Raw genomic sequence first — 22,080 nt, forward strand, 5'->3', positions numbered from 1 at the left:
TGAATTCGGAAAGGATCGGGAGCGAAGATGTCTGAAATATTCCATTGGATAATCTCTGTTTTATTTTTAGGATTCGTTCTCGGATTCCCACGGCTTGCAGGAAGTCTTTCCAAGAAGTATAAATGGCTCGGGTTTTTAGGCCCTGTAGTTCTATGTTATGCTTCCGGAATTATATTAGGTAACTTGATCCCAACCGATTTTTTGCCTAAGAAGATCGCAGAAACAATTTCTGAAATTTCTATCCCGATCGCGATCCCGCTCTTACTCGCATCTTCCGATTTTGGGCAAGGGATCAAAGAAGCAAGACTTGCATTGTTCTCCTTCTTTCTTTCCTGCATTGCTGTTGCGATTTCATCCGTTTCCGTAGGACTTTTCTTAAGCTCCTTACATCCTGAATCTTCTAAAATAGGCGGAATGCTTGCAGGTTTGTATACAGGAGGCACTCCGAATTCGAATGCGATCGGTTTGGCATTGGATACCGGCAAGGCAACGATTGCACTCGTGAACACAGTCGATCTTTTGATTGGCGGAACTTATCTTTTGTTCCTTCTCAGTTTTTCCAAGAAAGTATATTCTATTTTTCTAAAGCCTGAAGTTGTGAGCGGGGAAGAAGTTGATATAGTATCTGAAATACAGGTTTCTCCTAAAAATCCGGTATTACGTTTATTGATCGGAATTGTTCTCTCCGTTTTAGGACTTGCGGCTTCTCTTGGGATTTCTCAAGCGATTTTAGGAACTTCTTCCGCACCTTTGATCCTCTTGGGGATCACTACCTGGGGAATTGGGATCTCTTTTTCTAAAAAGGTGAGAAGTTTGAATACTTATCCGGTTGGATATTATTTTATTTTAATATTCTCCGTTGCCATCGGATTTTTGGCGGATTTTGGAAGTTTGGTTAAGGGGGCCTCCGGTGTGCTTTTAATCGTTCTCGCAACCATGTCGATTGCGATCCTTCTTCATTTGGTTTTTGGGATTTTGTTTAGAATTCCAGTGGATACTTGGATTATCACTTCCGTTTCCAGTATTTACGGTCCTGCGTTTGTGCCTTCTGTTGCCACGGCGATAGGTAATAGAGGTGTGTTGATCTTGGGGATTTTGACCGGTTTGGTCGGGTATGCAGTAGGAAATTATCTAGGTCTGGCGGTGTATTGGTTCTTGGCGAGGTAGAGAAGGGGATTCTAAAGGGTGAGGTGTGGAATTTTCATTCCGGGCGAATAGATGAGAATCGGATGTTGGAATTCCAACAAGCGTTGTAAGTGGAAATTTGGATTGTAATTTAGGGAATTTTCGTATATGGGGGAATGGCTTCTCCCACAAGCCCACCTCCTCCACCCGAACTCGGGTGGGGGCGATCTCCATCCCCACGTTGGAGTTCCAACAACGGGGAAGACCACGCGTCCGGCGCAGAAAGAACTTAAAGATTTTTTAATATCTCTCGGATCAGTTCTCCCGTATCTGTGAAACTTTGTTTTTTTAGGATCTTCTCCACTTCCTTAAGAGCGGACTTGTCTTCGAAGCCTAATTGAACGAGTGCTTGGACTGCTGTTTCTTTAAATCGATCTTCTGGAGAAGGAAGTTTCTCTTTGGAAGTTTCCGGGATAGACGGATCTTCTGAGCCAGCTTCTAAAAACAATTCTAGTTTTTTTAGGTTTTGTTTTACTTCGAAAAAGATCTTTTCAGAGGTTTTGGCTCTGACCTTGGGGATTTTTTCCAAGTCCTTTGCTTGTCCCGAGGAAGCGATCTTATGTAATTCCCAAGGACTGAAGAAGGAGAGGACTTTCAGTGCAGTCATTTCTCCTATTCCATGCAGGCCCTTCATCACTTTAAAAAATTCTTTATCTCTTTCTTGCAGGAATCCGAAAAGTTTTTGTCCTCTTTCGTTGATGGAATGATGGATATGCAGTCTGACTTCTTTTGCAGAAGTTTGAAATTCTTTCAGTTCCCAATAGGTCTTGAAGGAAATTACGATTTCATAAGTAACTCCGTGAACATCTAGGTACACGGAGCCTACTTCCAGTTTTCGGATGGAGCCTTGGAGACCGGAGATCATGTCGGGAGAGTTTAAAAAGTGATGCCTGCGGAGGCAATCATTTCCACAAATCCGAAATTCTGTGTGGCACGGTCCTTGGATTTTCCGTTGGTATAAATGCTGGTCAGATCTATATATCCGCCTTTTGCTCCGAATTCAAAGAAGAATGATTTGAATAAGTCGATCCTTAGCGCTGAATATCCGGAAACTCCGTATCCGGAAAGGTGGAATCTATTATTATGACCTTCTCCAAATAGTCGAACATCACTTCTGCAAACTACCGGTCCTGCTCCGACTGAGCCCACTAAACTGAATGCGTTCTCTCCGTTGGGAGAAACCCAGAGTGGAGCTATATATCCTAGATCTACGAATAGATAATTGAGTCCGTCAGTATGTTCGAATTTCAGGAAATCAGGAGTGATATTGACTGTTTCTCCTCCATGGTATCCTGCGAATTGGTTTATATTATTCGGAAATAATAATGCGTAAGGTGCTGATTCGAAAGAAGTATGTAATCTTCCGTTTTCTATCGCCAGAGGATCTATATACCCGCTGATACTTGCGGCCTGTCCTCTGGACATTACATATTTCATATGATCTTGTCCGAATGCGATGAACAGATTGTCAGTTAAATAATAAGTAAGTTTAAAATTGTATTGAGGGATTTCCCAGAGAGAAGGGTTTAAATAGACGTCTGTAGAAAATGTTTCCGGTTTATCTCTGGCAACCACGTCTTTTACCGTGAAAGAATATCCAGGTCCTTTGAAGTTAATATCACTTTGGGTATAAGAATCCCTGTTGTATCCCCATTGGAAGGACCATCTGCCTTTTCTTTGGTCCACTCTTCTTTCTAATTTTTTTACTTCTTCCGGTTTTGAAGTCTCTTTCGCTTGGGCAAGTTGTAATGGAGTGAGTTTTTCTTCTCCACCTACGGCAAACAAAGAAGTAGAGAACGTGAGTAGTATTATAATAATATAATGTATGAAAAATGACGATTTAGTTTCAGATCTCATTTTGGACGGAAGCCTCCGGGATACAGTTCTATGCCAGAATTCAGGAATAGTTCCGGGAGGCACCTTTTTTTCTTAGGATAGAAATTTCCTAATCATTCCAAATCTATACCGGTGCCTATAGTCCAAGGTACAATTTTTACGCCGTCCTTAGTTCCCCAGGAAACTCCGTCGGAAGGAGGATAGATCCCTTTCGTATCCGGAGAAGAAGGAAAAGATAGTCTTTGTTTGAGGTCCAACATAGGCTCCTTAGGAAGATCATCCCCTAAGGGAAATGTCCCCCAATGGATAGGTGCAAATGACTTAGCATTTAGATCCTTGGATGCGATCAGCGCTTCTTCCGGTCCGATATGCGCGTATTTCATAAACCATCTAGGCTTATAAGCCCCGATAGGAAGAAGGGCAAGGTCGACAGGTTTTCCCAAACGTTCTGCGATATTCTTAAAATGAGAAGAATATCCTGTATCTCCTGCAAAGTAGACGATCTTTCCTTGGGCCTCTAAAGAATAACTTCCCCAGAAGTATTGGTTCGTATCAGTGAACCCCATTCTACTCCAATGATGCGCGGGAAGGAATGTGATCTTCACAGATTCTTTGCTACTAATTTGGCCCAACTCCTGAGAAATCGTTGGTCCCAAATTTTCTTCTTCTGAAAAGGATTTCATTCCAGAGGGAAGAAGGATCTGTAAGTCCGGATTTTTACTTCTTAGATAACGTAATGTATCTCTGTCCAGATGGTCCCTATGAGCATGACTTACTACTACGAAATCCACAGTCGGAAGATCCTCTTTTGGGATAGGAAGTTTAACCAACCTGCTTACTAAGATAGGAGATTCAAATATTGGATCTGTCAGAACGTTTACAGTTTTTCCATTTTTAGTAGAAGAGATCCAAACCGTAGCGTGTCCGAACCATACCACTCTGACTTTTCCTTCGGGAGCGAGTAAGTCTTTTGAGTTTCTTTCTAATACAGTAGGAAGTTCCTCCGTAAGTCCTTCGACTGCGGGAGGATCTTTGGGACCCAAGACCTTCCAACGTAGGATAGCCAAGGGAGACTTTCCTTGTAACTCTTCATCCGGATCTAAATTATGATATCTGCCTTCTCTATAACTGGGGGATTTTATCCTATCCGGATCCAGGGGAAAACAATAGAAAAATGAAAATGCGAGTACGAGTGCCGCAGAATGGAAAATTAAACTCATATTGTTGTTTTGGACCTCTTGTAACATTTTTGGAGCCGAATTTTTTCTAAAAGAATGGGATCTATTCAATTTATTTCTTATTCTTCTTCGTTTGTATAGGATCGATACATTTTTTTTCAAACCGACCGATGTCGCCACTGCATAGTTTAGCAGGTTGCTTGCAGAAAATTCCGCTCTCACCCGATCTATCCTAAATGGAAGCTTCTATCCAGATCAGAGACCTCCCGTTTGCGAAAAACAGAACACTTTCGCTTACGGTCTTATTTCTATTTATCAGCTTCCATTATTTGTTACCTTTGGGACTCTTATTGGGTGGCTTTTCGTATTGGATCGCTTGGGTGTTTGCCGCAACATTGGGGCCGGTGTCTTATACTTTTTGGAATTTGATCCATGAAAGTATTCACGGGAATTTTTCGAACGAAAGAAAACAGAATCATTTTTGGGGAAGGTTACTTTGTATTGTGTTCGGGGCTCCTTATTCCGTTCTGAAATGTAGTCATCTGATGCACCATAAGTTCAATAGAGAGCCTGGTGATCGGATAGAATTTTATGATCCGAATTCTTGGAAGCCAAGATGGTTCCAAAGTTTGAATTATTATTTCAGAATTACTGTGGCGACTTACATTTTTGAAGTAGGGACAGGGCTTTTACTTTCTCTCCCTTCTCGTTGGACAAAACCGATGGTGGATCGTTTCGTTGAGTATCCGATTGAAGAAGGTTTCTTTAAGTGGATCTATCGTCCTGAAATTTTGGAAGAATTACGAAAGGATGTTTTTTGGATTTTGGTCTTTTATATTCCTTCTTTTTGGTTGTTCGGAAGCGACTGGCCTTTGTTGGTATTCCTGCTTTTGAGCAGGTCCTTTTTTATATCATTTTTTGATAATGCTTATCATTATGGGAGAGAAATTAATGATAAAAATTCGGCCTTTAATTTAACTCTACCCAAAACGGTAAGCGCGTTTTTTTTACATTTTAATTATCATAGAATTCATCATAGATTCCCAGGATGTTCCTGGGACCGATTACCGAAACAGATGGAGGTTTGCGGAGAAACCTGGGATAAAAGTTTTATGGAACAAGCATGGAGCCAATGGGGCGGGCTCTTAGAACCTTTGGATGGGAAAATTTCTAAATAAAAAGAAAAATATATGAGAACGATAATACAATCTTTCATTCACAATAGACTCTTCATGTATCTTGGAGTCATATTCATTGTTGCTGCGGGGGGAATGTCCCTTTGCGGTTTACGCAGAGACGCTTTTCCTAATGTGGATATGAAGCAGCTCGTGATCACCACAAAATTCCCGGGAGCTTCTCCTGCGGATGTGGAATTACGGGTAACGTATCCTATTGAAGAAAAGATTAAGGAGATAGACGGGATAGACGAGATCCGTTCCTTCTCCCGTAACTCTGTTTCCGATATAGATGTTCGTGTCAGCTTAGAAGAGACGGATCCGGAAAAAGTTTTGGATGAGATCCGAAGAGCAGTAGACAATGCGATCTCCGATTTTCCTCCGCAAGTGACGGAAAAACCTAAAATTACGGAAAGAAAATCAGGGTCCTTCCCGATCATGGACTTCTCCGTTTATGGCGGTAAGGACGAGATTGAGCTTCATACAATCGCTGAATTTATAGAACTGGAACTTGAAAAGATACCAGGAGTAGCAAGAGTAGATGTATTCGGAAAACGTGATAGAGAATGGCATATTCTTGTAAATGCGGACAGACTGAAACAATACCAATTGGATCTTTCCGATATAACTCGGACGATCCGTACTCGGAACGTAAATTTACCTGCGGGTTCCGTAGATTCAGAGAATGCATTCGATCTAAGAATTGACGGAGAATTCAAGAATCCGTCGGAGATCGGGAAAATCCCTGTCAGGACCAATGATATATTCTCCACTGTTCGTATCGGAAATCTGGCAAGGGTAGAGGATACATTCGAATATCCAAGATTTCTTGCGATCGCGAACGGGCAACAAGGCTTAATCCTTTCCGTGATCAAAAAGGAAAGGGCGGATGCGATAGAAGTCGCAGACAATGTACAAACCAGATTGAAAGAACTTGAAAAAGTTTATCCGGAAGGCATCAAAACATTCAAATTAAATGATGAAGCAAAAAGGACCAAGAACAGATTAAATGTGGTCTCTTCTAATGCGCTCATCGGATTTTTGATCGTTTTTGGGATTTTATTTTTGTTCTTAGATTTCAGGACCGCGACTCTGACCTCAATGTCATTGCCTCTTTCGATGCTCATGACATTTGCGGCGCTTCCGTTCTTCGATGTTTCCTTTAATATGATCTCAATGATGGGGCTTATCATTTCTCTCGGGATGTTAGTGGATAACTCCATCGTAATTTCGGAAAATATCTATACTTATCTAGGCGAGAAGATGGACAAAACTTCTGCGGCCTTGAAAGGATCCACTGAGATGTTGGTGCCGATCTTCGGATCATATCTCACTACCGTGGCGGCATTCCTCCCGATGCTGTTCATGGCTGGGATCATGGGAAAATTCATTTGGCAGATCCCACTTGTTGTGATCATTGCGCTAACTGCGAGTTTGATCGAGTCATTCTTATTTCTTCCTGCAAGGATTGCTGCATTTGCAAAAACTCCGGATGAATTGAAGAAGTCCTCTAAGTTCAGAAAATCCTTGGATTCTTTCTTTGCAAGAATGGAGGAAAGGTTTTCCGATTTCGTGGCTTTGCTGATCCGAAATCGAAACAAATCCTTTTTCGCAATTATATTCGTGGTAATGGGCTCTTGCGGTGTAATGTCCCAGATGGACTTTATTCTTTTCCCGAAGGAAGATATTGAGATCTTCTTGATCAAGGCGGAGTTCCCTCCTTCTTCCAGGATATTCCAGACTAAGGAAAAAATGAAGTATATGGAAGAGATTCTGAAGAAAATCCCGAAAGAGGAATTGGTGAGTTATTCGACTAAGATCGGTGTGCAACAGTCGGAGCCGAACGATCCACTCTCCAGATTTGGAGAGAATCTGGGAGTGATCTTAGTGTATCTTACCCCTGAATCCAAACGGATAAGAAAGGCCTCCGAAATATTAGCTTCCATTGAGGATGACATTCGAAAAACGCCAGGACTTTCAGACGTGTATTTGGAAGAACAGGCGATGGCACCTCCGATCGGAGCGCCGATTACAATTGGAGTACTCGGAAAAGATTATGAGGTGCTTAAAAAAGTTTCCGCAGATCTACAGTCCTTCTTAAAAGGGATCAAGGGTGTACATTCCGTTCGCGACGATTATAGGAACGGAAGAAAACAGATGTACATCCAACTGGATGAGGGCTTGGAAAGTTTTACCGGAGTGTCAACCTTCTCCGCCGCGAATATGCTTAGAACTGCATACGATGGAGAAAGAGCGGGTAACGTTCGCCAAGGAAAAACAAAAATTTATCTAAGAGTAATGTACGATAAGAGCTTCCGTAAGAATCCGGAAGAAGTAAAAAGTATTTCTCTTAGAAACAAGGCGGGAAATATTACCAACCTGGCAAAAATTTCCAGAATGGACCTGAAAGATTCTCCTGAATTACTTTCTCATAGGGATTTTGAAAGAGCGGTCACAGTAAACGCGGATATCAAGATCGAGACAGGGATGACTTCCAGAGAAGCCAACCAAAAGGTAATCGACGAGTTCAAACCTCTGATCGAAAGACAATATCCTGGAGTTTCCATCGTGTTCGGAGGAGAAGAGAAGGACACACAAAGGTCCATGGCCTCTCTCGGAAAAGCGGGACTGATTGCGTTACTAGGGATCTTTATCATTCTTGCATTAACTTTGCAGAATGTGGTAAGGCCTATACTGATCTTGAGCACGATCCCACTCGGGTTCGTGGGGATTGTAGCGGGATTCGTATTGTCCGGAAAGGCATTCAGCTTCTTAGCTATGATCGGTATCATAGGACTTGCAGGAGTTCTAGTAAACGCGTCCATCGTGCTTGTGGATTGTATAGATTCTATCCGTAAATCTTCCAATGCACCTTTGGATGAGATCTTACTTGAGGCAAGCCGCAGAAGGTTCCGACCTATCTTACTGACTACCTTGACTACCGTTGCGGGACTTCTTCCTACAGCGTACAGCGTGGGAGGATCAGATCCTGTATTGATCCCTATGACCTTGGCATTAGGTTGGGGACTTGGGTTTGGAACTCTGGGAAGTTTGCTCTATGTTCCTGTAACACTTTCTGTGTTTTCACATTTGAGAGCTAAGTTGGGATTTAAGACAAAGCCTGAACCAAAGCATCACTAAGGCAAAAGTTTAGATGTGGTGTAGGAACTTCTACACCGCAACTTCCCCTTTTAATTCTCTTGCCTCCGAGTCCGGTCGGATCAATCTGTCCAGAAAATGGCGTACGAGCATAAGAATATCCTGGATACGGATCAGTTCTCCAAAGAGGATCTGGACTTTTTAGTCGAAAGGACCAGAGAGATGGAAAGGCTGGTCGAACAAAATAAGGCCTTTGGGATCTTAGAAGGTAAACTTCTGGCTTCTCTTTTTTTCGAAGCTTCTACAAGGACCAGACTTTCATTCGAAGCTGCCATGGAAAGGCTGGGGGGAAGGGTAATCTCTACAGTAGGTTTCCAATTTTCTTCCATCTCTAAGGGTGAGACCTTATACGATACCATGAAAATGATAGAGGCTTACGCAGACATCGCAGTGATCCGACATCCTGTGGAAGGTTCATCCAGAATTGCGGCAGGCGCAGTCAAGATCCCGGTCATCAATGCAGGGGACGGAGCGGGACAACATCCCACACAAGCGCTCCTGGACCTGTACACGATCATTTCCGAAAAAGGAAAATTAGACGGACTCACTCTTGCCTTTATCGGAGATCTGAAATATGGAAGAACAATTCATAGTTTGATCAATCTTCTTCGCCATTATAATGTTCATCTATATCTGATTTCTCCGCCTGAGCTTACATTACCAGAGTCATATAAGAAAGGACTTGCGGGATTTCCGATTACTTTTGAAGAATCGGATGATATCAAAAAAGTATGGGAATGTGATGTCGCCTATGTGACCCGCATCCAAGAAGAAAGATTTCCGGATCACAAAGAATACGAAAGGCTGAAAGAATCTTTTAAGGTGAATAAGGAATTGATACTTGCATCTAAAAAAGAAACAACAGTGCTTCATCCTCTTCCAAGAGTGAATGAACTCTCTACAGATGTAGACGATCTTCCGAACGCAGCATACTTCCGCCAGGCAAAATACGGAGTGGTGAGCAGAATGACGTTACTCTGCCTTTCACTGGGCGTTCGTTTTTAAACGGAGTAAAATGGAACGTAAGATCTGGACATACGAAGAAGCTCGTAAAATTCTACCCTATGTCCGATCCATCACGGAAGAGTTTTACGAAATCGTGGGAAAGGTTCACCAAGAACTGAAAAACGGTTTATACCAAGAGAATGAACAAGAAGCCAGAGAAACCAAGGTCGAAGAACTATTGGTGGAATGGTCCGGAAAGATCCGGGAACTTGGGATAGAAGTCAAAGGGCTTTGGCTCGTAGACTTCGACAACGGAAAAGGTTATTATTGTTGGCATCTGGGAGAAGAGGATCTTCTTTTCGAACACGGATACGACGAGGGTTTTGCAGGACGCAAACCGATCCAAAACATAGACGAGGATTACGAATAATTCAATGGCGAATATTAACGAAAATTATCTAAAATTGAAAGCGGGATATTTGTTCCCGGAGATCGCAAGAAGAGTAAAAGTTTATTCTGAAAAACATCCTAACGCAAAAATCATCCGACTCGGGATAGGAGACGTTACTCTTCCTTTGGCTCCTGCAGTTGTAGATGCGCTTGTTTCTTCTTCCAAAGAAATGGGAACCCCCGAAGGATTTCACGGATACGGACCGGAACAAGGTTATTCTTTCTTGCTCAAAGCGATCGCAGATAATGATTATGCTCCTCTTGGAGTAAAACTGGACGAAAGCGAAATTTTCGTATCCGACGGATCCAAATGCGACTGCGGAAATATCCAAGAAATATTCTCTCAAGACGCAAAGATCGCAATCGGAGATCCTGTATATCCGGTCTATGTGGACACTAATGTGATGGCAGGAAGAACAGGAGAAGCTGGACCTGATGGAAGATACGCCAATTTGATCTATATGCCTTCCACAAAAGAGAATGGATTCCAACCTGATTTCCCTAAGGAAAGACCTGATTTAATCTATTTATGTTTTCCTAATAATCCAACAGGAACTGTGGCTTCTAAAGAGTCCCTCAAGGCTTGGGTGGAATACGCTAAAAAGAATAATAGCATCATACTCTACGATTCTGCATATGAGGCTTTCATCTCCGAACCGGGAATTCCAAGATCCATTTACGAGGTAGAAGGAGCCAAAGAAGTTGCGATAGAATTCCGTTCCTTCTCCAAAACTGCTGGATTTACGGGACTTCGTTGTGCTTATATAGTGATCCCTAAAGAATTAAAGGGAAAAACAAAAGACGGCCAAGAAGTTTCCATAGGACAACTTTGGAGTAGAAGACACACCACCAAATTCAACGGTGTTTCTTATGTGACCCAAAAAGCAGCAGAGGCAATCTATTCTCCTCAGGGAAAAAAGGAGATACGCGCAAGTATAGACACTTATATGAGCAACGCCAAATTGATCCGAGAAGGGTTGATCAAAGCAGGATTCGAAGTATTTGGTGGAGTGAACGCGCCTTATATCTGGCTCAAAACTCCGAATAATCTCAGCTCTTGGGATTTCTTCGACCAGTTATTGGACAAGGCTCAGGTGGTAGGAACTCCAGGCTCAGGTTTCGGACCTGCTGGAGAAGGTTATTTCCGACTTTCCGCCTTCGGCAAAAAAGACGATGTAATCGAGGCAATTCGTCGGATCAGTGCTCTGTGAGACTTTGAGTTTAATAGAGGCACAAAGGGGATTTTCACACAGAGACACGAAGTCGCAGAGGATTAGCTAATGACGTAGGAGTTCCTACACGACAACAACACCCTCTCCGTGCCTCTGCGGCTCCGTGTGCAAAAAACTCTGTGACTCCTTAAGCTCCGTGTCTTTTTCCCCAAAAAAAGAGAATATACATTTTGAAACCCTGCCGATAGACTACTAGTAGGGAAAGCTATGGGTTCGAAATATACACGCATTCTTCTTTTATTGTTCGCTGCGGCGCCGATTTTTTTCACGGATAGCACTTATGCCGTTTCTCCCGACCAAACGAATCTCGCTATCCTGATAGATGAGAATAAGATAAATATAAAGTTTATCAATATCTGTGTGAGTAATCTCGCACCACCTTTGGAAGAAGGTGCAGGACCTAAATCCCAGGCAGGGGTGGCAACTGCTGCGGAGAATGCTCAGTCAGGGCAACAAACTACTGCCAGCGGACAGAGCGAACTTTTCAAAAAATTGAATACTCTGGACAATTACAAATCGTTCAAGAAGGCAAACCAAGCGGACTTCAACGGAAATATGTGGTATTTCCAAAGTAATTACAGTTTGTCCTATAAAAACCTGAAATCAGCTCAAGGCGAGATGAAGGATATCTTCCAGGTAGTTCACGAAAATTATATCAAAACCGCTCGAATTCTTCTGGAAGCCGCCTCTCCAATGATCATTCGTTCCAACGATAAGATCGCACAACATTTATTGAAGCTCGGATTTAGGGATCTCAAATCCTCTGAGGACAATTTTACTACTGCTTATAATTCTTCTCCTTACCAATATAGAGTGAAGCTTGTACTTTTCGGAGAAGGGATCAAGGTTGCAAGAAGGGCAAGAAGATTCGCACTTCTCGCAATGATCGCCGCTAAAACTCCTAATGACGATAAACGTGAGTTCCAATTTGTGAACCTGGACGAGGTTAGAAATATCGCTGAGAAGGAAAATATTTCCGATTACGATAGGATCCGAAACACTCTAATCGATTATATAGACAACGAGCTGCTCAGCCAAAAGGTCGCCCCTCCTGGAGAAGGAAAAGACAATCCGGTAGATCTATTAGAGGTCCACGACGATAACTACAGCTTCATCACGAACGCAAGGGTTTCTTTTTTAGAAAAAAGTAATGAAGAGATCCGTATAGACGATATCAATAAAAAAGAAGCACTGCCTCCTGTTCCTGCGCAAGGAGGGGGCAACTAATGGATCTTCCTACTCCTGCCGAGATCATTTCCCTTAGAGTAAAGGGAAGGGGATTTTGGAAATGGCTGATAGTGTTTTCCATGATCGCGGTGACAATACTGGCCGGAAGGATCTACTCTTCTCAGTCTACACAAGGATTCAGAGAAAGAAAAAAAGCGGTAGATTCCAAAGTTAGGATACTAAGAGAGATTGGAAATTCATTCGAATCCTCGGAACTGAAAAAAGATCTTCAAAAAATAGAAAATTATTCCGCGGATCTAAACTCCGCTTCTAAAGTGGGAAGCATCCAGGAAAAATCGGACAGTCTAACGTTACTTGAAAGAACGCTTCCCGAATCCATGAAACGTTGGTCCGAATTCGCGGAAACTTCTTCGGATAAATTACTGCAACATGTGGCCAAAGAATCCCGTTTTTTAAAAATGGAATCCGAAGATCGCCATCCACTTACAGCCAAAGAAGAAGAAAGAGCCAACGATTATTTCAGAATGGCAAGAGAAGAATGGCTTTCCGGAAACAAATTCCGTCGGGATGGAAATCATCTTTACGCTTTAGTACTATATAAAAGATCCTTAAAATACTCTCTATCCAGCTTGAAAGTATCTAAACTTCCTTATCCGGAAGAATACAGAAAAGCCGCAGATCGTTTAGTTAAATAAGTTTAAGCTCACGCAAAGTCGCAAAGAAAAGAAGGTTTTGCGATTTGGATCAATTAAAATATCTTTGTAGTCTTAGTTGCTTCGCACGAAAAACTATCCAAAGCGCGAAAAAAAGTAGAGGAATTTTCTCGCTTAGGCTTCAAAAGAAGTCATTCTGGAGGAAAATGTCCTCCTTCTCCCAATGAGAATCGAAGTTTTATATAAATTTTTTCTCTATAGTCCTGCCAGTCATTTACCTGTTTGGGAAGAAGGAACAGGCTTACTAGGATTACTACCCAAAGAAAGAGTTCTAATGGAACTCGCAGACCTTAGTGCTTCCGACAGGGAATTCGAAAGGATCCCGGAGGATTTTTTGGTCAGAGAAATTCCGGAATCCGTTCTAGCATTTTTCCAAAAACAAAGAACAATACCCGTTTTAGGTCCTTTGGGAGAAAAATTAGAAGACTGGGACAAACCTAGGTTTCTCGCAGAACTTAGCAGATCTTCCTGGATGGCCAAGGAGACTGAAAAACCAAAAGTCACTCCACAAAAAACGGAAGAAGAAAAAGCAAAACAAAGCCAATGGTTTATGGAAGTACTTCTCCAAAACTTTCCGGATGGATTGATCGCCACAGACCTGGATGGGCATACCGTATTTTATAACGAGACGTTCGAAAAAGAGATACTGGTCAAAAAATGGTTTAGGGACAGTATTCTTCAGGCTGAAAAACTACTGAAGGAAATGTCCAAGGACCTACTCGGAAATTATCTCAAAACCCATGAACTCAGATTAGAAGAAGGAAGACTTTCCGTTCAGACATATCTTCCCGACCTGGATGCAATTGTAAGAGTTTCCATCCTAAAACAAAAAGGAAAACCTTTAGGCTATCTGTATCACTTCTCGCCAGCTTCTGCAAAACTAAATAGCCAAGACGGAGAGGGGATGGAATTCCCATCTGTTACAGAAGCCTTTAACCAAAAACTTCCGCTCGAAACAGTATTAAAAGAAGTGGAAGGAAGTTATATCTATCATACTCTCAAAAGAAACCAAGAGAATGTTTCCCATGCCGCCTTGGATTTGGGAGTGCCAAGAACCACATTACAAAATAGAATTAAGTTTTTGGATCTAACAAGTAAGTTTAAATTGAATAAGGACCAGCCAATTCCCAGAAAGAAAACAGGAAAACAGGGGTCTACTAAAAAGGCTCTTCCCCAAACAAACAAACCTTCCATAGCGGAAACCAAACCAAAACCTGCTTCTAAAAAAAAGCCCGTAAGTTCTAAGAAAAAATCCCCGTCTAAAAAAAGGACAAAGCAAAAATAAAATCCTTGACAGAGCCTGTAATCTGGAAATAGTCCACATTAAGAGCCGACCCTTTCCTCTCTTCCGAGCAAACGCTCGTTTGAAAAAATAAGGGATTCCCCGGTCGCTTAAATAAAGAACCGACTACCCGGACCCTTCAAAACCCGCTCTTAATCGAATAAAAATGAATACAGGAAGGTTCTTCCTTCCAAATCCAATAACGGTATTCCATGGCTAACCCAAGACGAGACTCCAAGCCCCGAAACAACTATCAAAACAACAATAACGACTCTTCCAATGATACAAACGAAGAAGAACCGAATTTACCGGAAGATGATCCGGAAACGGCTGAGATTCGTTCACGAAAAAGACGTCGTGGTTCCTACGAGGGACCTACGCCCGCTCCTATAGATCTAGTAGCGCTTAAGAAGACATCCATTGCAGAACTGATCGAAGTCGCTAAGAACCTTGGCGTGGAGAATACAGGCGGACTAAAAAAGCAAAACTTAATATTCGCCATTCTACAAGCACAAGCAGAAAGAGAAGGACAGGTCCATGCCGCAGGGGTAATGGAACGATTGCCTGATGGATACGGTTTCTTAAGATCTCCTGATTATAATTACGTTCCGGGTCCGGATGATATTTATGTATCTCCTTCTCAGATCAAATTATTCGGACTAAGAACTGGAGACACAGTCGAAGGACAGATCCGTCCTCCGAAAGAATCCGAAAGGTTCTTCGCTATGCTCCGTGTGGAAACCGTAAACGGATACACACCTGACGTAGCCAGCAAACGTGCGTTATTCGACAATTTAACTCCACTTTATCCGAACGAAAGATTGGTCATGGAGCATGATCCTTCTCAACTAGATACAAGGATCGTAGATCTAATGTGTCCGATCGGAAAAGGACAAAGAGCATTGATCGTAGCACCGCCTAGAACAGGAAAAACAATCCTGATGCAGAACGTGGCAAACGCGATCACCAGCAATCATCCTGAAGTTACTCTAATCGTACTGCTCATAGACGAGCGTCCAGAAGAAGTAACCGATATGGCCCGTAACGTAAGAGGTGAGGTTGTAAGTTCCACATTCGACGAACCGGCTACCCGCCACGTACAAGTTGCGGAGATGGTGATCGAAAAGGCAAAAAGGCTGGTAGAACACGGAAGAGATGTGGTCATCCTGCTCGACTCCATCACCCGTCTGGCTCGCGCTTATAACCAGGTTATCCCGACTTCCGGAAAAATACTCTCTGGTGGTGTGGATTCTAATGCACTTCACAAACCGAAAAGATTCTTTGGGGCAGCTCGAAATATCGAAGAAGGCGGATCTCTAACCATCATCGCAACCGCGCTCGTGGACACAGGTTCCAAAATGGACGAGGTGATCTTCGAAGAGTTCAAGGGAACAGGTAATATGGAAATCCACCTGGATCGAAAACTCTCCGACAAGAGGATTTTCCCGGCCATCGATATCAACAAGTCCGGAACAAGGAAGGAAGAGCTACTACTACCTAAGGAAACCCTCCAGAAGGTCTTTGTACTCCGAAAAGTGCTTTCTCCCATGAGCATCACAGAAAGCATGGAATTATTACTCGAGAAGATGAGACAGTCTAAGACTAACGAGGCTTTCTTGGGTAGCATGAACGCCCAATAGGCTTTGGAAAAGGGGACAACATGAAAACAGACATCCATCCTAAATACGCTGACGCCAAAATTCGCTGCGCTTGTGGGGCGGTATACGAGACTCGTACCACTGTCGGAGACATCCACGTGGAAATTTGCTCCAACTGCCACCCTTACTTCACCGGAAAATCCAAAATTCTGGATACAACTGGTCGAGTAGACAAGTTCAAGAAAAAATACAAAATCTCCTAATCGAGATTTTAGGTTCGGGGGCGTCCCCTTCGCAAAGCCTTTGGCTTCGCGAAGGTCGCGCTGCTCCGGGCTTCGGTCGCTTCGCGACTGCTGCGCACCCTCCACATCGCTGACGCGGACCAAAAAAGAAATCTTCCCACTTAAAAGTGCTTTCCTGCTCTATCAACAAAGTCTAATCTAAGAAAGGCAAACAACATGGCAGTAATGGATTTCAACCGATACAAAGAGATCAACGATCAAAGGCTGAACTATAGAGAAATGGAAGACGCCACTGTGGTTTCCAACTACAGGAATGTAGGTTGTGGAGACGGGTATCGTATATATCTCAAGATAGACGAGAACAAAAAGGTCACTGACGCAAGTTATACTACCACTGGTTGTGGATTCGGGATCGTGGCGCTTGCAATGGCCACAGAGATCGCCAAGGGAAAAACAATAGACGAACTAAAGAACGTCACCACCGAAGATGTTGAAAAACAATTCGAGTTCCCTGAACGCAGAAAAAATTATCCTGAGTCTGCGGTAGCAGCACTCCAGCAAGCAATCCATGATTACGAAACCGGAGCAGGAGTTCCAAAAGAAAGAAGGATCACTGCCGCAAAAGCAAAAGAAATTCTCTCCCAAAACGGAAGCCTAAAGGGAGAGGATCTATCTTCTATCATATTAGAAAAAGAAGATCTACACGGAGTGGATTTCTCCGGAGCAAATCTAAACAACGCATTCTTAACCAACTGTAATTTTGCGGGAGCCAATTTCGAAGGAGCTCGACTTCGTGGAGCCTTCTTGAATGGAGCAGACCTAACAGGTGCCAACTTAAAAGGCGCAGATTTACGTTGGGCAAAACTCGCAGGAGCCAAGATAGAAGGCGCGGACTTTACGGACGCAGTCTATGATATAGGCACCAGAGTGGACCAAAAACAAATACATATTTTCTCTTCCATGAAGAAGGAAGGAAAAGATATCTATATGGAGAAACATGAAGCCGGGTGATAAAGCTAAACTAACCAAAAGAAGTTTTCTTTTAAAAGGAGTGATCGTACTAACCGGCGCTCAGGTAGAGATCCAGGAAATTAACGGAGACAAAGTTTCCGTTCTCTACAACGATAGAGAAGGTTACCCTCACACAATCGAAGATCTTACACTCGCAGACCTTGCGCCGATTGAATAAGATAGTATCAAGTAAAGTCTCTCAGATAAAACTTTTCGTTGCTCACGCTACCCCAGTAAACTCAGTACCCCAACCGAGCGAGTTCTAATTCTACTTTACAAATCCGAAGGAAAAGTTTTAACTTCTTCGCGGAGAAATTAGAGAGATGATATATAGAACGCTCATTATTTTGCTATTGGCTGCGGTTACTATTATGCCTGGGATAGCTTGTTCTTGGATGGACGATGTTCCGATCCTTACCTGGTTTGTAGAAGACGACGAGGAAGAAAGAAAAGAATTTCACGATCTATTGGTTTTGATCGCGATCGCTTCAAACAACGGACATAACGGACCGCTAACAGCCCAAAGCTTAGAAGTAAAAACAAAAATCCATTCTTTGTCGGATACCAGTCGCGCATTATTTTGTACTTTGTTGCAGACTAAAGATCCTTCTCAATTTAAAGAGTATTGTTTAAACCCTTAAATTTATTAATCTAGTTAACTTGGCGGACTTTGTGTAAGGAAAATTGTAGATGCAATTTTTGCTCAAAGCCGCTAAGTTGAGAAGATCACTCTTATGATCCAAAGATCTTCCGTAAATTTTCTAATCTGCAACCGTAAGACAATTTATACGATTCTATCTGTCGTATTTTTATTACAATGCGGGACCACTTATTCCACTATCACATATTCCAAATACGAACAGATCCGTGCAGTTCGTGAAAACGCAATATCTTCCGAAAATTTAAGCCTGATCACCACTCGATTCTTAAAAAGTAACGATCTATACGAAAAATACCAGGAGGCTCCCAGAGTAGTCATCTACGATTTGGATAATAGATTGGTAGCATTGAAAACAAGAGAACTTGCGTATTATCTCTCCGAGTTATGTTATCAAGTCGGATCCGAACTGGATCTAGACGATCCAATGTTTGCGAGAATGTTCGCTTCTTCTTTGGTATATTCTTTTACGTATTTATTCGATAAAAAGGCGATCCCTGCCGCAGATCCATTTTCCATGGAGTTTAGATTCGCATTAGAAACATATAATAGGTCCCTTGCCCAATTAGTTCGGTTTGCCAAAAGGAATCGAAAACTTGCTAATCTAACAGATCTAAATCTTCCGCTTATTAGAGGTGCGCTCTCCATGACCAGGGCGGAAGTGGAAACCGCCTGGACTCCCAAAAATTTCCTGGAAATAGAAGTAGCCTACGATTATAAAAACGAAGGATTTTTCAACCAGATCAGTAAATTCGGGATAAACACCTCTTATCCTGATCCGCAAACATCCGGAAAAAGAACCTGAAGAAAGAAGAAAATACGAATTCGTGGCCGGAGTGGGCCAAGCAAATCCAGGGACTGCTCTCCTGACGCTGGAAGAATCTTATTTAGAAAATCGTAATTTAACTCTAAAAGCAGTTATGCATCTGTATGATCCGGTCCATAGAGACAGGGTCCAATTTTCTGGATTGGATTTGCCAATGGAAAGCGACACTACAACTCCGTTGGCGTATATGTTATCAGGAGCAGAAAAGAGGGACGGATTTTTCGCAAAATTTGACGGAGAGGTAGCCTTGGAAAGAAAGGGGCTCTATCTAGTGTATCCTTACAGAAAGGGAAAGATCCCTGTGGTATTTGTACACGGACTTGCTTCTTCTCCTTTTATTTGGTTCCCAATGATCAACGAACTTTTAGCGGATCCTAAGATTAAGGACAACTACCAGTTCTGGGTATATTGGTATCCAACAGGAAATCCGATCACTATCTCAGCAGCTGACTTTAGAGACACACTCCGAGACTTACGAAAAACTTATGATCCTAAGGAAGCGGATTCTTCTTTCGACAAGATGATGATCGTGGGTCACAGTATGGGAGGACTTCTTTCCAAGCTGATGGTGACCATAAGTAAAAAAGAAGATTGGATGAAGGCTGCAAATGTTTCTCCTGAAAAATTCGATTCCCTCAACTCAGAATCTAAAGAAGAAGTAAAACGAGTTTTCGATTTCAAACCATTACCTTTTGTGAAAAGAGTCGTTTTTATTGCTACGCCGCATAGGGGTTCTAATCTGGCCGAAGGATTTTTAGCTTCTATCGCAAGGATCTTATTTGTGCTTCCTAAAGGTGCACTTCACAATGTAGGAAAGGTTTATAAGTTTTTAACTTCCGACTCGGAGGAAGAATCCATTCTTCCGGAAACCTACGGAGTGGACGGGCTTTCTCCCAATAGTCTGTTCATGAAGGTCACGGGAGAGTTGAAGCCCGAAATTCCGTTCCATTCTATTATAGGGAATTCTAAGTTCAGAGACTTAGAATGGATCAACGATTCAGTGGTATCCTATGATAGTTCTCACTTAGACGGAGCGGAGTCCGAACTTCTAATCGATTCGGATCATTCTGTCCAAGATCATATGCCTACTATTCTGGAGATCAAAAGGATCCTCTGGGAACATTCCGGAATAAAATATTTTATTTCCAAATAATATTATAGTAATATAATATACATAAAAATTCATCCCTCCCTTTCTATTCAATTCGAGTATTCAAAATGGTATATAATGAAAAGTTTATATTAAATTTGGGATAAAAATATTTTTAGAAAAAATTCGCAAATAGATTTACTTCGAATGTATGCCTGTTTTTCATTCGAAAAAAAATATGAGAGATTTTTCTATGTTTAAGATTTTTGTGTCTGTATTGTTGGTGCTAAGTATTAGCTTTATTAATACTTCTTGTTCTGATGTCGAGGATCTGAATCCGTTTAGTACCGAAGATGAGCAGGATAAAGCGTTTGAGCAATTCCTGATCCTTTGGGCTCTTACCTATGCGGCAGCAAGCACTCCTCCTCCGTGGTGGAATCCGACGTCAGCTTCTTCGGTAGATTTAGGACAAGCAAAGGCAGAATGGGATAAGTTGGATCCTGTTAAAAAAGCAGAAGCTTGTGCGATTGCATTTGCCAGCGGAGAGAAACCTCCTGCGGAGCTTTGCGCGAAATAGAAAGCGAATTAACTCGGATCGGCAGCGTGATGGAAATTCCTTGGTCAGCACGCTGTCGATCTTTTCTTTTTAAGAATTCATTCCTTTCCAAAGCCAGTCGAATGATTCGGAAAGGACCTGATCTAATTCTCCCTCTAGGAGCCAAAAATTTTTGTTTAAGAAGGCTTCTTTTACTTCTTTGGGAGGATTATGGTGCTGCCAAAGCATCAAACCTAAGAAATAAAAACGTAATATAAATTTTCTGGCATTCGAGATCGTAAGCCCAGTCTCTCTGGAAAGCCAGACTCTTGCCAGTTCATCCATTCCGTCGGAAGTGTTCTTTTTGAATTCGTATAAAAATTTTTGGTCCACATTACTTTCTAAAATTCCAGGAATGATCAGACCTACGAACATGAAAATTTCATTTTGGGAAAACTGAAGAATGATCTTCTCCTTTAGCTTGGATAAAGAATATTCAGGGCCTTGCAAAAGTTCCGCAAGTTCCTTAAAAAAGGATTCTGTTTCTTGTAAATGAAGTGTGAGAAAAATTTCTTCCCTTGTTTTGAAATAAAAATAGATTACACCCTTTGTGACTCCCGCGGCTTCCGCGATCTCCTGGGTGCTGGGAAGGGGATGTTTTTGTTTCGCCAGAAGTCCCCGTAAAGCAGCCACTATAGACTGCTTGCGGATTTCCTTTTCTTCCGGTCTTCTGGCTCTTTTTTTATCCACTCTCAGGAAACTATACCGCAGTGGACAACATCCAGTCAACTGTCTCTTGCAGGGATTTTCGGACAGGTATAGGTTTCCATTGGAATTCCTTCGCCAATCGATCCGAATTATATTCTTGTTTTCTTTGCAGATAGTCTTGCACTATCTCCGAGTTGATCTGTCTATCCAAACCTGTGACTGCATGTTTTAATGCATCCAAATAAGGCATAACTCGAACAATGAAGGAAGGAAGTTCTTTGCCAGTTGTTTTTGCTTTTGGATGGATCTCCTTTACTAGTCTGCAAACTTGAGAAACGGAAAGAGTCTCACCAGTTGCAATATATCGTCCTTGCGCAGAAGGATTTTCATACGCCAAGATATGCGCCATCGCGACATCTCTCACATCCACGTAAGAAAAAGTCATCTTAGGTGCGAATGGAAGTTGTCCTTTTAGAATGTCCTGAATAAGTTTCAAAGAGGAAGTAGGTTGAGTGAACTGAGGACCCAGAATAGTTCCAGGCAGAACGGTCACCAGATTCAAACCTAATTTTTTAGAAAGTTCCCAGGCCAATTTTTCTGATTGGGTTTTGGAGATCGCATAAGGTTCTTTCGCAGAATCGTTCCAAGTGGATTCGTTCAGAGGAGTTTCGCCTTCGGCGATTGTTCCCACTGCGGCGATACTAGAAGTATATACGATCTTTTTGATCCCTGCCTTATGGGCCTCTTCCAGAATATTCCTAGTTCCGTTGATATTCGGCTCCACCACTTCTTTCTGAGGATCTTTAGCAGTCAGATTGAATGCCGCTGCCACTTGGAAGAGTCCATCTTGTCCTTGAAGAGCCTTGCGAAGAGATTCTCTGTCTCCCAAATCCGCAGATACCAATTTTACTCCTAACTTTTTCAAGTTGGCCGTCTTCTTTGCATCGTTCGCATCTCGAACCGCAGCCGTTACCTCATAACCTCTTTCCTGAAGAAGTTTTACTAAAGAAAAACCCAAGTGCCCACTCGCACCGGTTACTAATACTTTTTGCATGAGTTCCTACCTCGC

The 22,080-nt window shown here is 42.3% G+C and carries 20 protein-coding genes and 1 pseudogene; 16 read left to right on the plus strand and 5 right to left on the minus strand.

Annotation, left to right across the window (positions count from 1 at the left end):
- Nucleotides 1–27 precede the first annotated feature (27 nt).
- Complete coding sequence (locus tag LPTSP_RS00390) at nucleotides 28–1,167, plus strand: DUF819 family protein (protein WP_108926878.1); 1,140 nt, start codon at nucleotides 28–30, stop codon at nucleotides 1,165–1,167.
- A 247-nt stretch (nucleotides 1,168–1,414) separates the two neighbouring features.
- On the opposite strand, the gene ruvA is transcribed toward LPTSP_RS00390, so the two are convergent.
- The 3 genes from ruvA to LPTSP_RS00405 all read right to left on the minus strand — a co-directional run bounded on the left by ruvA (nucleotide 1,415) and on the right by LPTSP_RS00405 (nucleotide 4,241).
- Nucleotides 1,415–2,050, minus strand: a complete 636-nt coding sequence (gene ruvA / locus LPTSP_RS00395; RefSeq protein ID WP_108926879.1) for a Holliday junction branch migration protein RuvA — start codon at nucleotides 2,048–2,050, stop codon at nucleotides 1,415–1,417.
- An 11-nt stretch (nucleotides 2,051–2,061) separates the two neighbouring features.
- Complete coding sequence (locus LPTSP_RS00400; protein WP_108926933.1) at nucleotides 2,062–3,042, minus strand: hypothetical protein; 981 nt, start codon at nucleotides 3,040–3,042, stop codon at nucleotides 2,062–2,064.
- Nucleotides 3,043–3,134: 92 nt separating this feature from the next.
- Nucleotides 3,135–4,241, minus strand: a complete 1,107-nt coding sequence (locus tag LPTSP_RS00405) for an MBL fold metallo-hydrolase (protein ID WP_245915421.1) — start codon at nucleotides 4,239–4,241, stop codon at nucleotides 3,135–3,137.
- A 194-nt stretch (nucleotides 4,242–4,435) separates the two neighbouring features.
- On the opposite strand from LPTSP_RS00405, the gene LPTSP_RS00410 reads away from it, so the two are divergent.
- The 15 genes and pseudogenes from LPTSP_RS00410 to LPTSP_RS00480 all read left to right on the plus strand — a co-directional run bounded on the left by LPTSP_RS00410 (nucleotide 4,436) and on the right by LPTSP_RS00480 (nucleotide 20,345).
- Nucleotides 4,436–5,377: a fatty acid desaturase family protein gene (locus LPTSP_RS00410; RefSeq protein ID WP_108926880.1), complete on the plus strand. Its 942-nt coding sequence runs from the start codon at nucleotides 4,436–4,438 to the stop codon at nucleotides 5,375–5,377.
- A gap of 12 nt (nucleotides 5,378–5,389) precedes the next feature.
- Nucleotides 5,390–8,515, plus strand: a complete 3,126-nt coding sequence (locus tag LPTSP_RS00415; RefSeq protein ID WP_108926881.1) for an efflux RND transporter permease subunit — start codon at nucleotides 5,390–5,392, stop codon at nucleotides 8,513–8,515.
- A 96-nt stretch (nucleotides 8,516–8,611) separates the two neighbouring features.
- On the plus strand, nucleotides 8,612–9,538 hold the full coding sequence (pyrB, locus tag LPTSP_RS00420) for an aspartate carbamoyltransferase (protein ID WP_108926882.1): 927 nt from the start codon (nucleotides 8,612–8,614) through the stop codon (nucleotides 9,536–9,538).
- Nucleotides 9,539–9,548: 10 nt separating this feature from the next.
- A complete protein-coding gene (locus LPTSP_RS00425) occupies nucleotides 9,549–9,908 on the plus strand; it encodes a DUF2203 domain-containing protein (RefSeq protein WP_108926883.1) in 360 nt (119 codons plus the stop codon).
- A 4-nt stretch (nucleotides 9,909–9,912) separates the two neighbouring features.
- A complete protein-coding gene (locus tag LPTSP_RS00430) occupies nucleotides 9,913–11,139 on the plus strand; it encodes an LL-diaminopimelate aminotransferase (RefSeq protein WP_108926884.1) in 1,227 nt (408 codons plus the stop codon).
- Nucleotides 11,140–11,367: 228 nt separating this feature from the next.
- Nucleotides 11,368–12,387 (plus strand): adhesin OmpL37 family surface protein, encoded by a 1,020-nt coding sequence (locus tag LPTSP_RS00435; RefSeq protein WP_108926885.1) that lies wholly within the window; start codon nucleotides 11,368–11,370, stop codon nucleotides 12,385–12,387.
- Entirely contained in the window at nucleotides 12,387–13,043 is a 657-nt protein-coding gene (locus LPTSP_RS00440) for a PROCN domain protein (protein WP_108926886.1), read from the plus strand. Before LPTSP_RS00435 ends, LPTSP_RS00440 begins: the two co-directional genes overlap by 1 nt.
- 181 nt (nucleotides 13,044–13,224) lie before the next feature.
- On the plus strand, nucleotides 13,225–14,346 hold the full coding sequence (locus LPTSP_RS00445; RefSeq protein ID WP_108926887.1) for a PAS domain-containing protein: 1,122 nt from the start codon (nucleotides 13,225–13,227) through the stop codon (nucleotides 14,344–14,346).
- A 209-nt stretch (nucleotides 14,347–14,555) separates the two neighbouring features.
- Entirely contained in the window at nucleotides 14,556–15,983 is a 1,428-nt protein-coding gene (gene rho, locus LPTSP_RS00450) for a transcription termination factor Rho (RefSeq protein ID WP_108926888.1), read from the plus strand.
- A 20-nt stretch (nucleotides 15,984–16,003) separates the two neighbouring features.
- The gene (gene rpmE, locus LPTSP_RS00455) at nucleotides 16,004–16,204 is read left to right on the plus strand and encodes a 50S ribosomal protein L31 (RefSeq protein WP_008592280.1); all 201 of its coding nucleotides are present in this window, start codon (nucleotides 16,004–16,006) and stop codon (nucleotides 16,202–16,204) included.
- A gap of 195 nt (nucleotides 16,205–16,399) precedes the next feature.
- Nucleotides 16,400–17,194, plus strand: coding sequence for a pentapeptide repeat-containing protein (locus LPTSP_RS00460; RefSeq protein ID WP_108926889.1), 795 nt, complete (start codon nucleotides 16,400–16,402; stop codon nucleotides 17,192–17,194).
- On the plus strand, nucleotides 17,181–17,372 hold the full coding sequence (locus LPTSP_RS00465; RefSeq protein ID WP_008592353.1) for a hypothetical protein: 192 nt from the start codon (nucleotides 17,181–17,183) through the stop codon (nucleotides 17,370–17,372). Before LPTSP_RS00460 ends, LPTSP_RS00465 begins: the two co-directional genes overlap by 14 nt.
- A 145-nt stretch (nucleotides 17,373–17,517) precedes the next feature.
- The gene (locus tag LPTSP_RS00470) at nucleotides 17,518–17,835 is read left to right on the plus strand and encodes a hypothetical protein (RefSeq protein ID WP_135354741.1); all 318 of its coding nucleotides are present in this window, start codon (nucleotides 17,518–17,520) and stop codon (nucleotides 17,833–17,835) included.
- A 93-nt stretch (nucleotides 17,836–17,928) separates the two neighbouring features.
- Nucleotides 17,929–19,831 (plus strand): annotated as a pseudogene (locus LPTSP_RS00475) (esterase/lipase family protein).
- Between the two features lie 190 nt (nucleotides 19,832–20,021).
- On the plus strand, nucleotides 20,022–20,345 hold the full coding sequence (locus LPTSP_RS00480) for a hypothetical protein (protein ID WP_245915422.1): 324 nt from the start codon (nucleotides 20,022–20,024) through the stop codon (nucleotides 20,343–20,345).
- A gap of 69 nt (nucleotides 20,346–20,414) precedes the next feature.
- On the opposite strand, the gene LPTSP_RS00485 is transcribed toward LPTSP_RS00480, so the two are convergent.
- Together LPTSP_RS00485 and LPTSP_RS00490 are read right to left on the minus strand one after the other, a co-directional pair.
- Entirely contained in the window at nucleotides 20,415–21,053 is a 639-nt protein-coding gene (locus LPTSP_RS00485) for a TetR/AcrR family transcriptional regulator (RefSeq protein ID WP_108926891.1), read from the minus strand.
- A gap of 10 nt (nucleotides 21,054–21,063) precedes the next feature.
- On the minus strand, nucleotides 21,064–22,065 hold the full coding sequence (locus LPTSP_RS00490; RefSeq protein ID WP_108926892.1) for an SDR family NAD(P)-dependent oxidoreductase: 1,002 nt from the start codon (nucleotides 22,063–22,065) through the stop codon (nucleotides 21,064–21,066).
- Between the last annotated feature and the right edge of the window lie 15 nt (nucleotides 22,066–22,080).

The sequence above is a fragment of the Leptospira johnsonii genome (genome assembly GCF_003112675.1).
GTDB classification, from domain to species: Bacteria; Spirochaetota; Leptospiria; order Leptospirales; family Leptospiraceae; genus Leptospira_B; species Leptospira_B johnsonii.

Bases quoted from the DNA above. Each gene is read 5' to 3' on its own strand.
- LPTSP_RS00390 (WP_108926878.1), top strand. From the start codon at position 28: ATGTCTGAAATATTCCATTGGATAATCTCTGTTTTATTTTTAGGATTC.
- ruvA (WP_108926879.1), bottom strand. From the start codon at position 2,050: ATGATCTCCGGTCTCCAAGGCTCCATCCGAAAACTGGAAGTAGGCTCC.
- LPTSP_RS00400 (WP_108926933.1), bottom strand. From the start codon at position 3,042: ATGAGATCTGAAACTAAATCGTCATTTTTCATACATTATATTATTATA.
- LPTSP_RS00405 (WP_245915421.1), bottom strand. From the start codon at position 4,241: ATGAGTTTAATTTTCCATTCTGCGGCACTCGTACTCGCATTTTCATTT.
- LPTSP_RS00410 (WP_108926880.1), top strand. From the start codon at position 4,436: ATGGAAGCTTCTATCCAGATCAGAGACCTCCCGTTTGCGAAAAACAGA.
- LPTSP_RS00415 (WP_108926881.1), top strand. From the start codon at position 5,390: ATGAGAACGATAATACAATCTTTCATTCACAATAGACTCTTCATGTAT.
- pyrB (WP_108926882.1), top strand. From the start codon at position 8,612: ATGGCGTACGAGCATAAGAATATCCTGGATACGGATCAGTTCTCCAAA.
- LPTSP_RS00425 (WP_108926883.1), top strand. From the start codon at position 9,549: ATGGAACGTAAGATCTGGACATACGAAGAAGCTCGTAAAATTCTACCC.
- LPTSP_RS00430 (WP_108926884.1), top strand. From the start codon at position 9,913: ATGGCGAATATTAACGAAAATTATCTAAAATTGAAAGCGGGATATTTG.
- LPTSP_RS00435 (WP_108926885.1), top strand. From the start codon at position 11,368: ATGGGTTCGAAATATACACGCATTCTTCTTTTATTGTTCGCTGCGGCG.
- LPTSP_RS00440 (WP_108926886.1), top strand. From the start codon at position 12,387: ATGGATCTTCCTACTCCTGCCGAGATCATTTCCCTTAGAGTAAAGGGA.
- LPTSP_RS00445 (WP_108926887.1), top strand. From the start codon at position 13,225: ATGAGAATCGAAGTTTTATATAAATTTTTTCTCTATAGTCCTGCCAGT.
- rho (WP_108926888.1), top strand. From the start codon at position 14,556: ATGGCTAACCCAAGACGAGACTCCAAGCCCCGAAACAACTATCAAAAC.
- rpmE (WP_008592280.1), top strand. From the start codon at position 16,004: ATGAAAACAGACATCCATCCTAAATACGCTGACGCCAAAATTCGCTGC.
- LPTSP_RS00460 (WP_108926889.1), top strand. From the start codon at position 16,400: ATGGCAGTAATGGATTTCAACCGATACAAAGAGATCAACGATCAAAGG.
- LPTSP_RS00465 (WP_008592353.1), top strand. From the start codon at position 17,181: ATGAAGCCGGGTGATAAAGCTAAACTAACCAAAAGAAGTTTTCTTTTA.
- LPTSP_RS00470 (WP_135354741.1), top strand. From the start codon at position 17,518: ATGATATATAGAACGCTCATTATTTTGCTATTGGCTGCGGTTACTATT.
- LPTSP_RS00480 (WP_245915422.1), top strand. From the start codon at position 20,022: ATGTTTAAGATTTTTGTGTCTGTATTGTTGGTGCTAAGTATTAGCTTT.
- LPTSP_RS00490 (WP_108926892.1), bottom strand. From the start codon at position 22,065: ATGCAAAAAGTATTAGTAACCGGTGCGAGTGGGCACTTGGGTTTTTCT.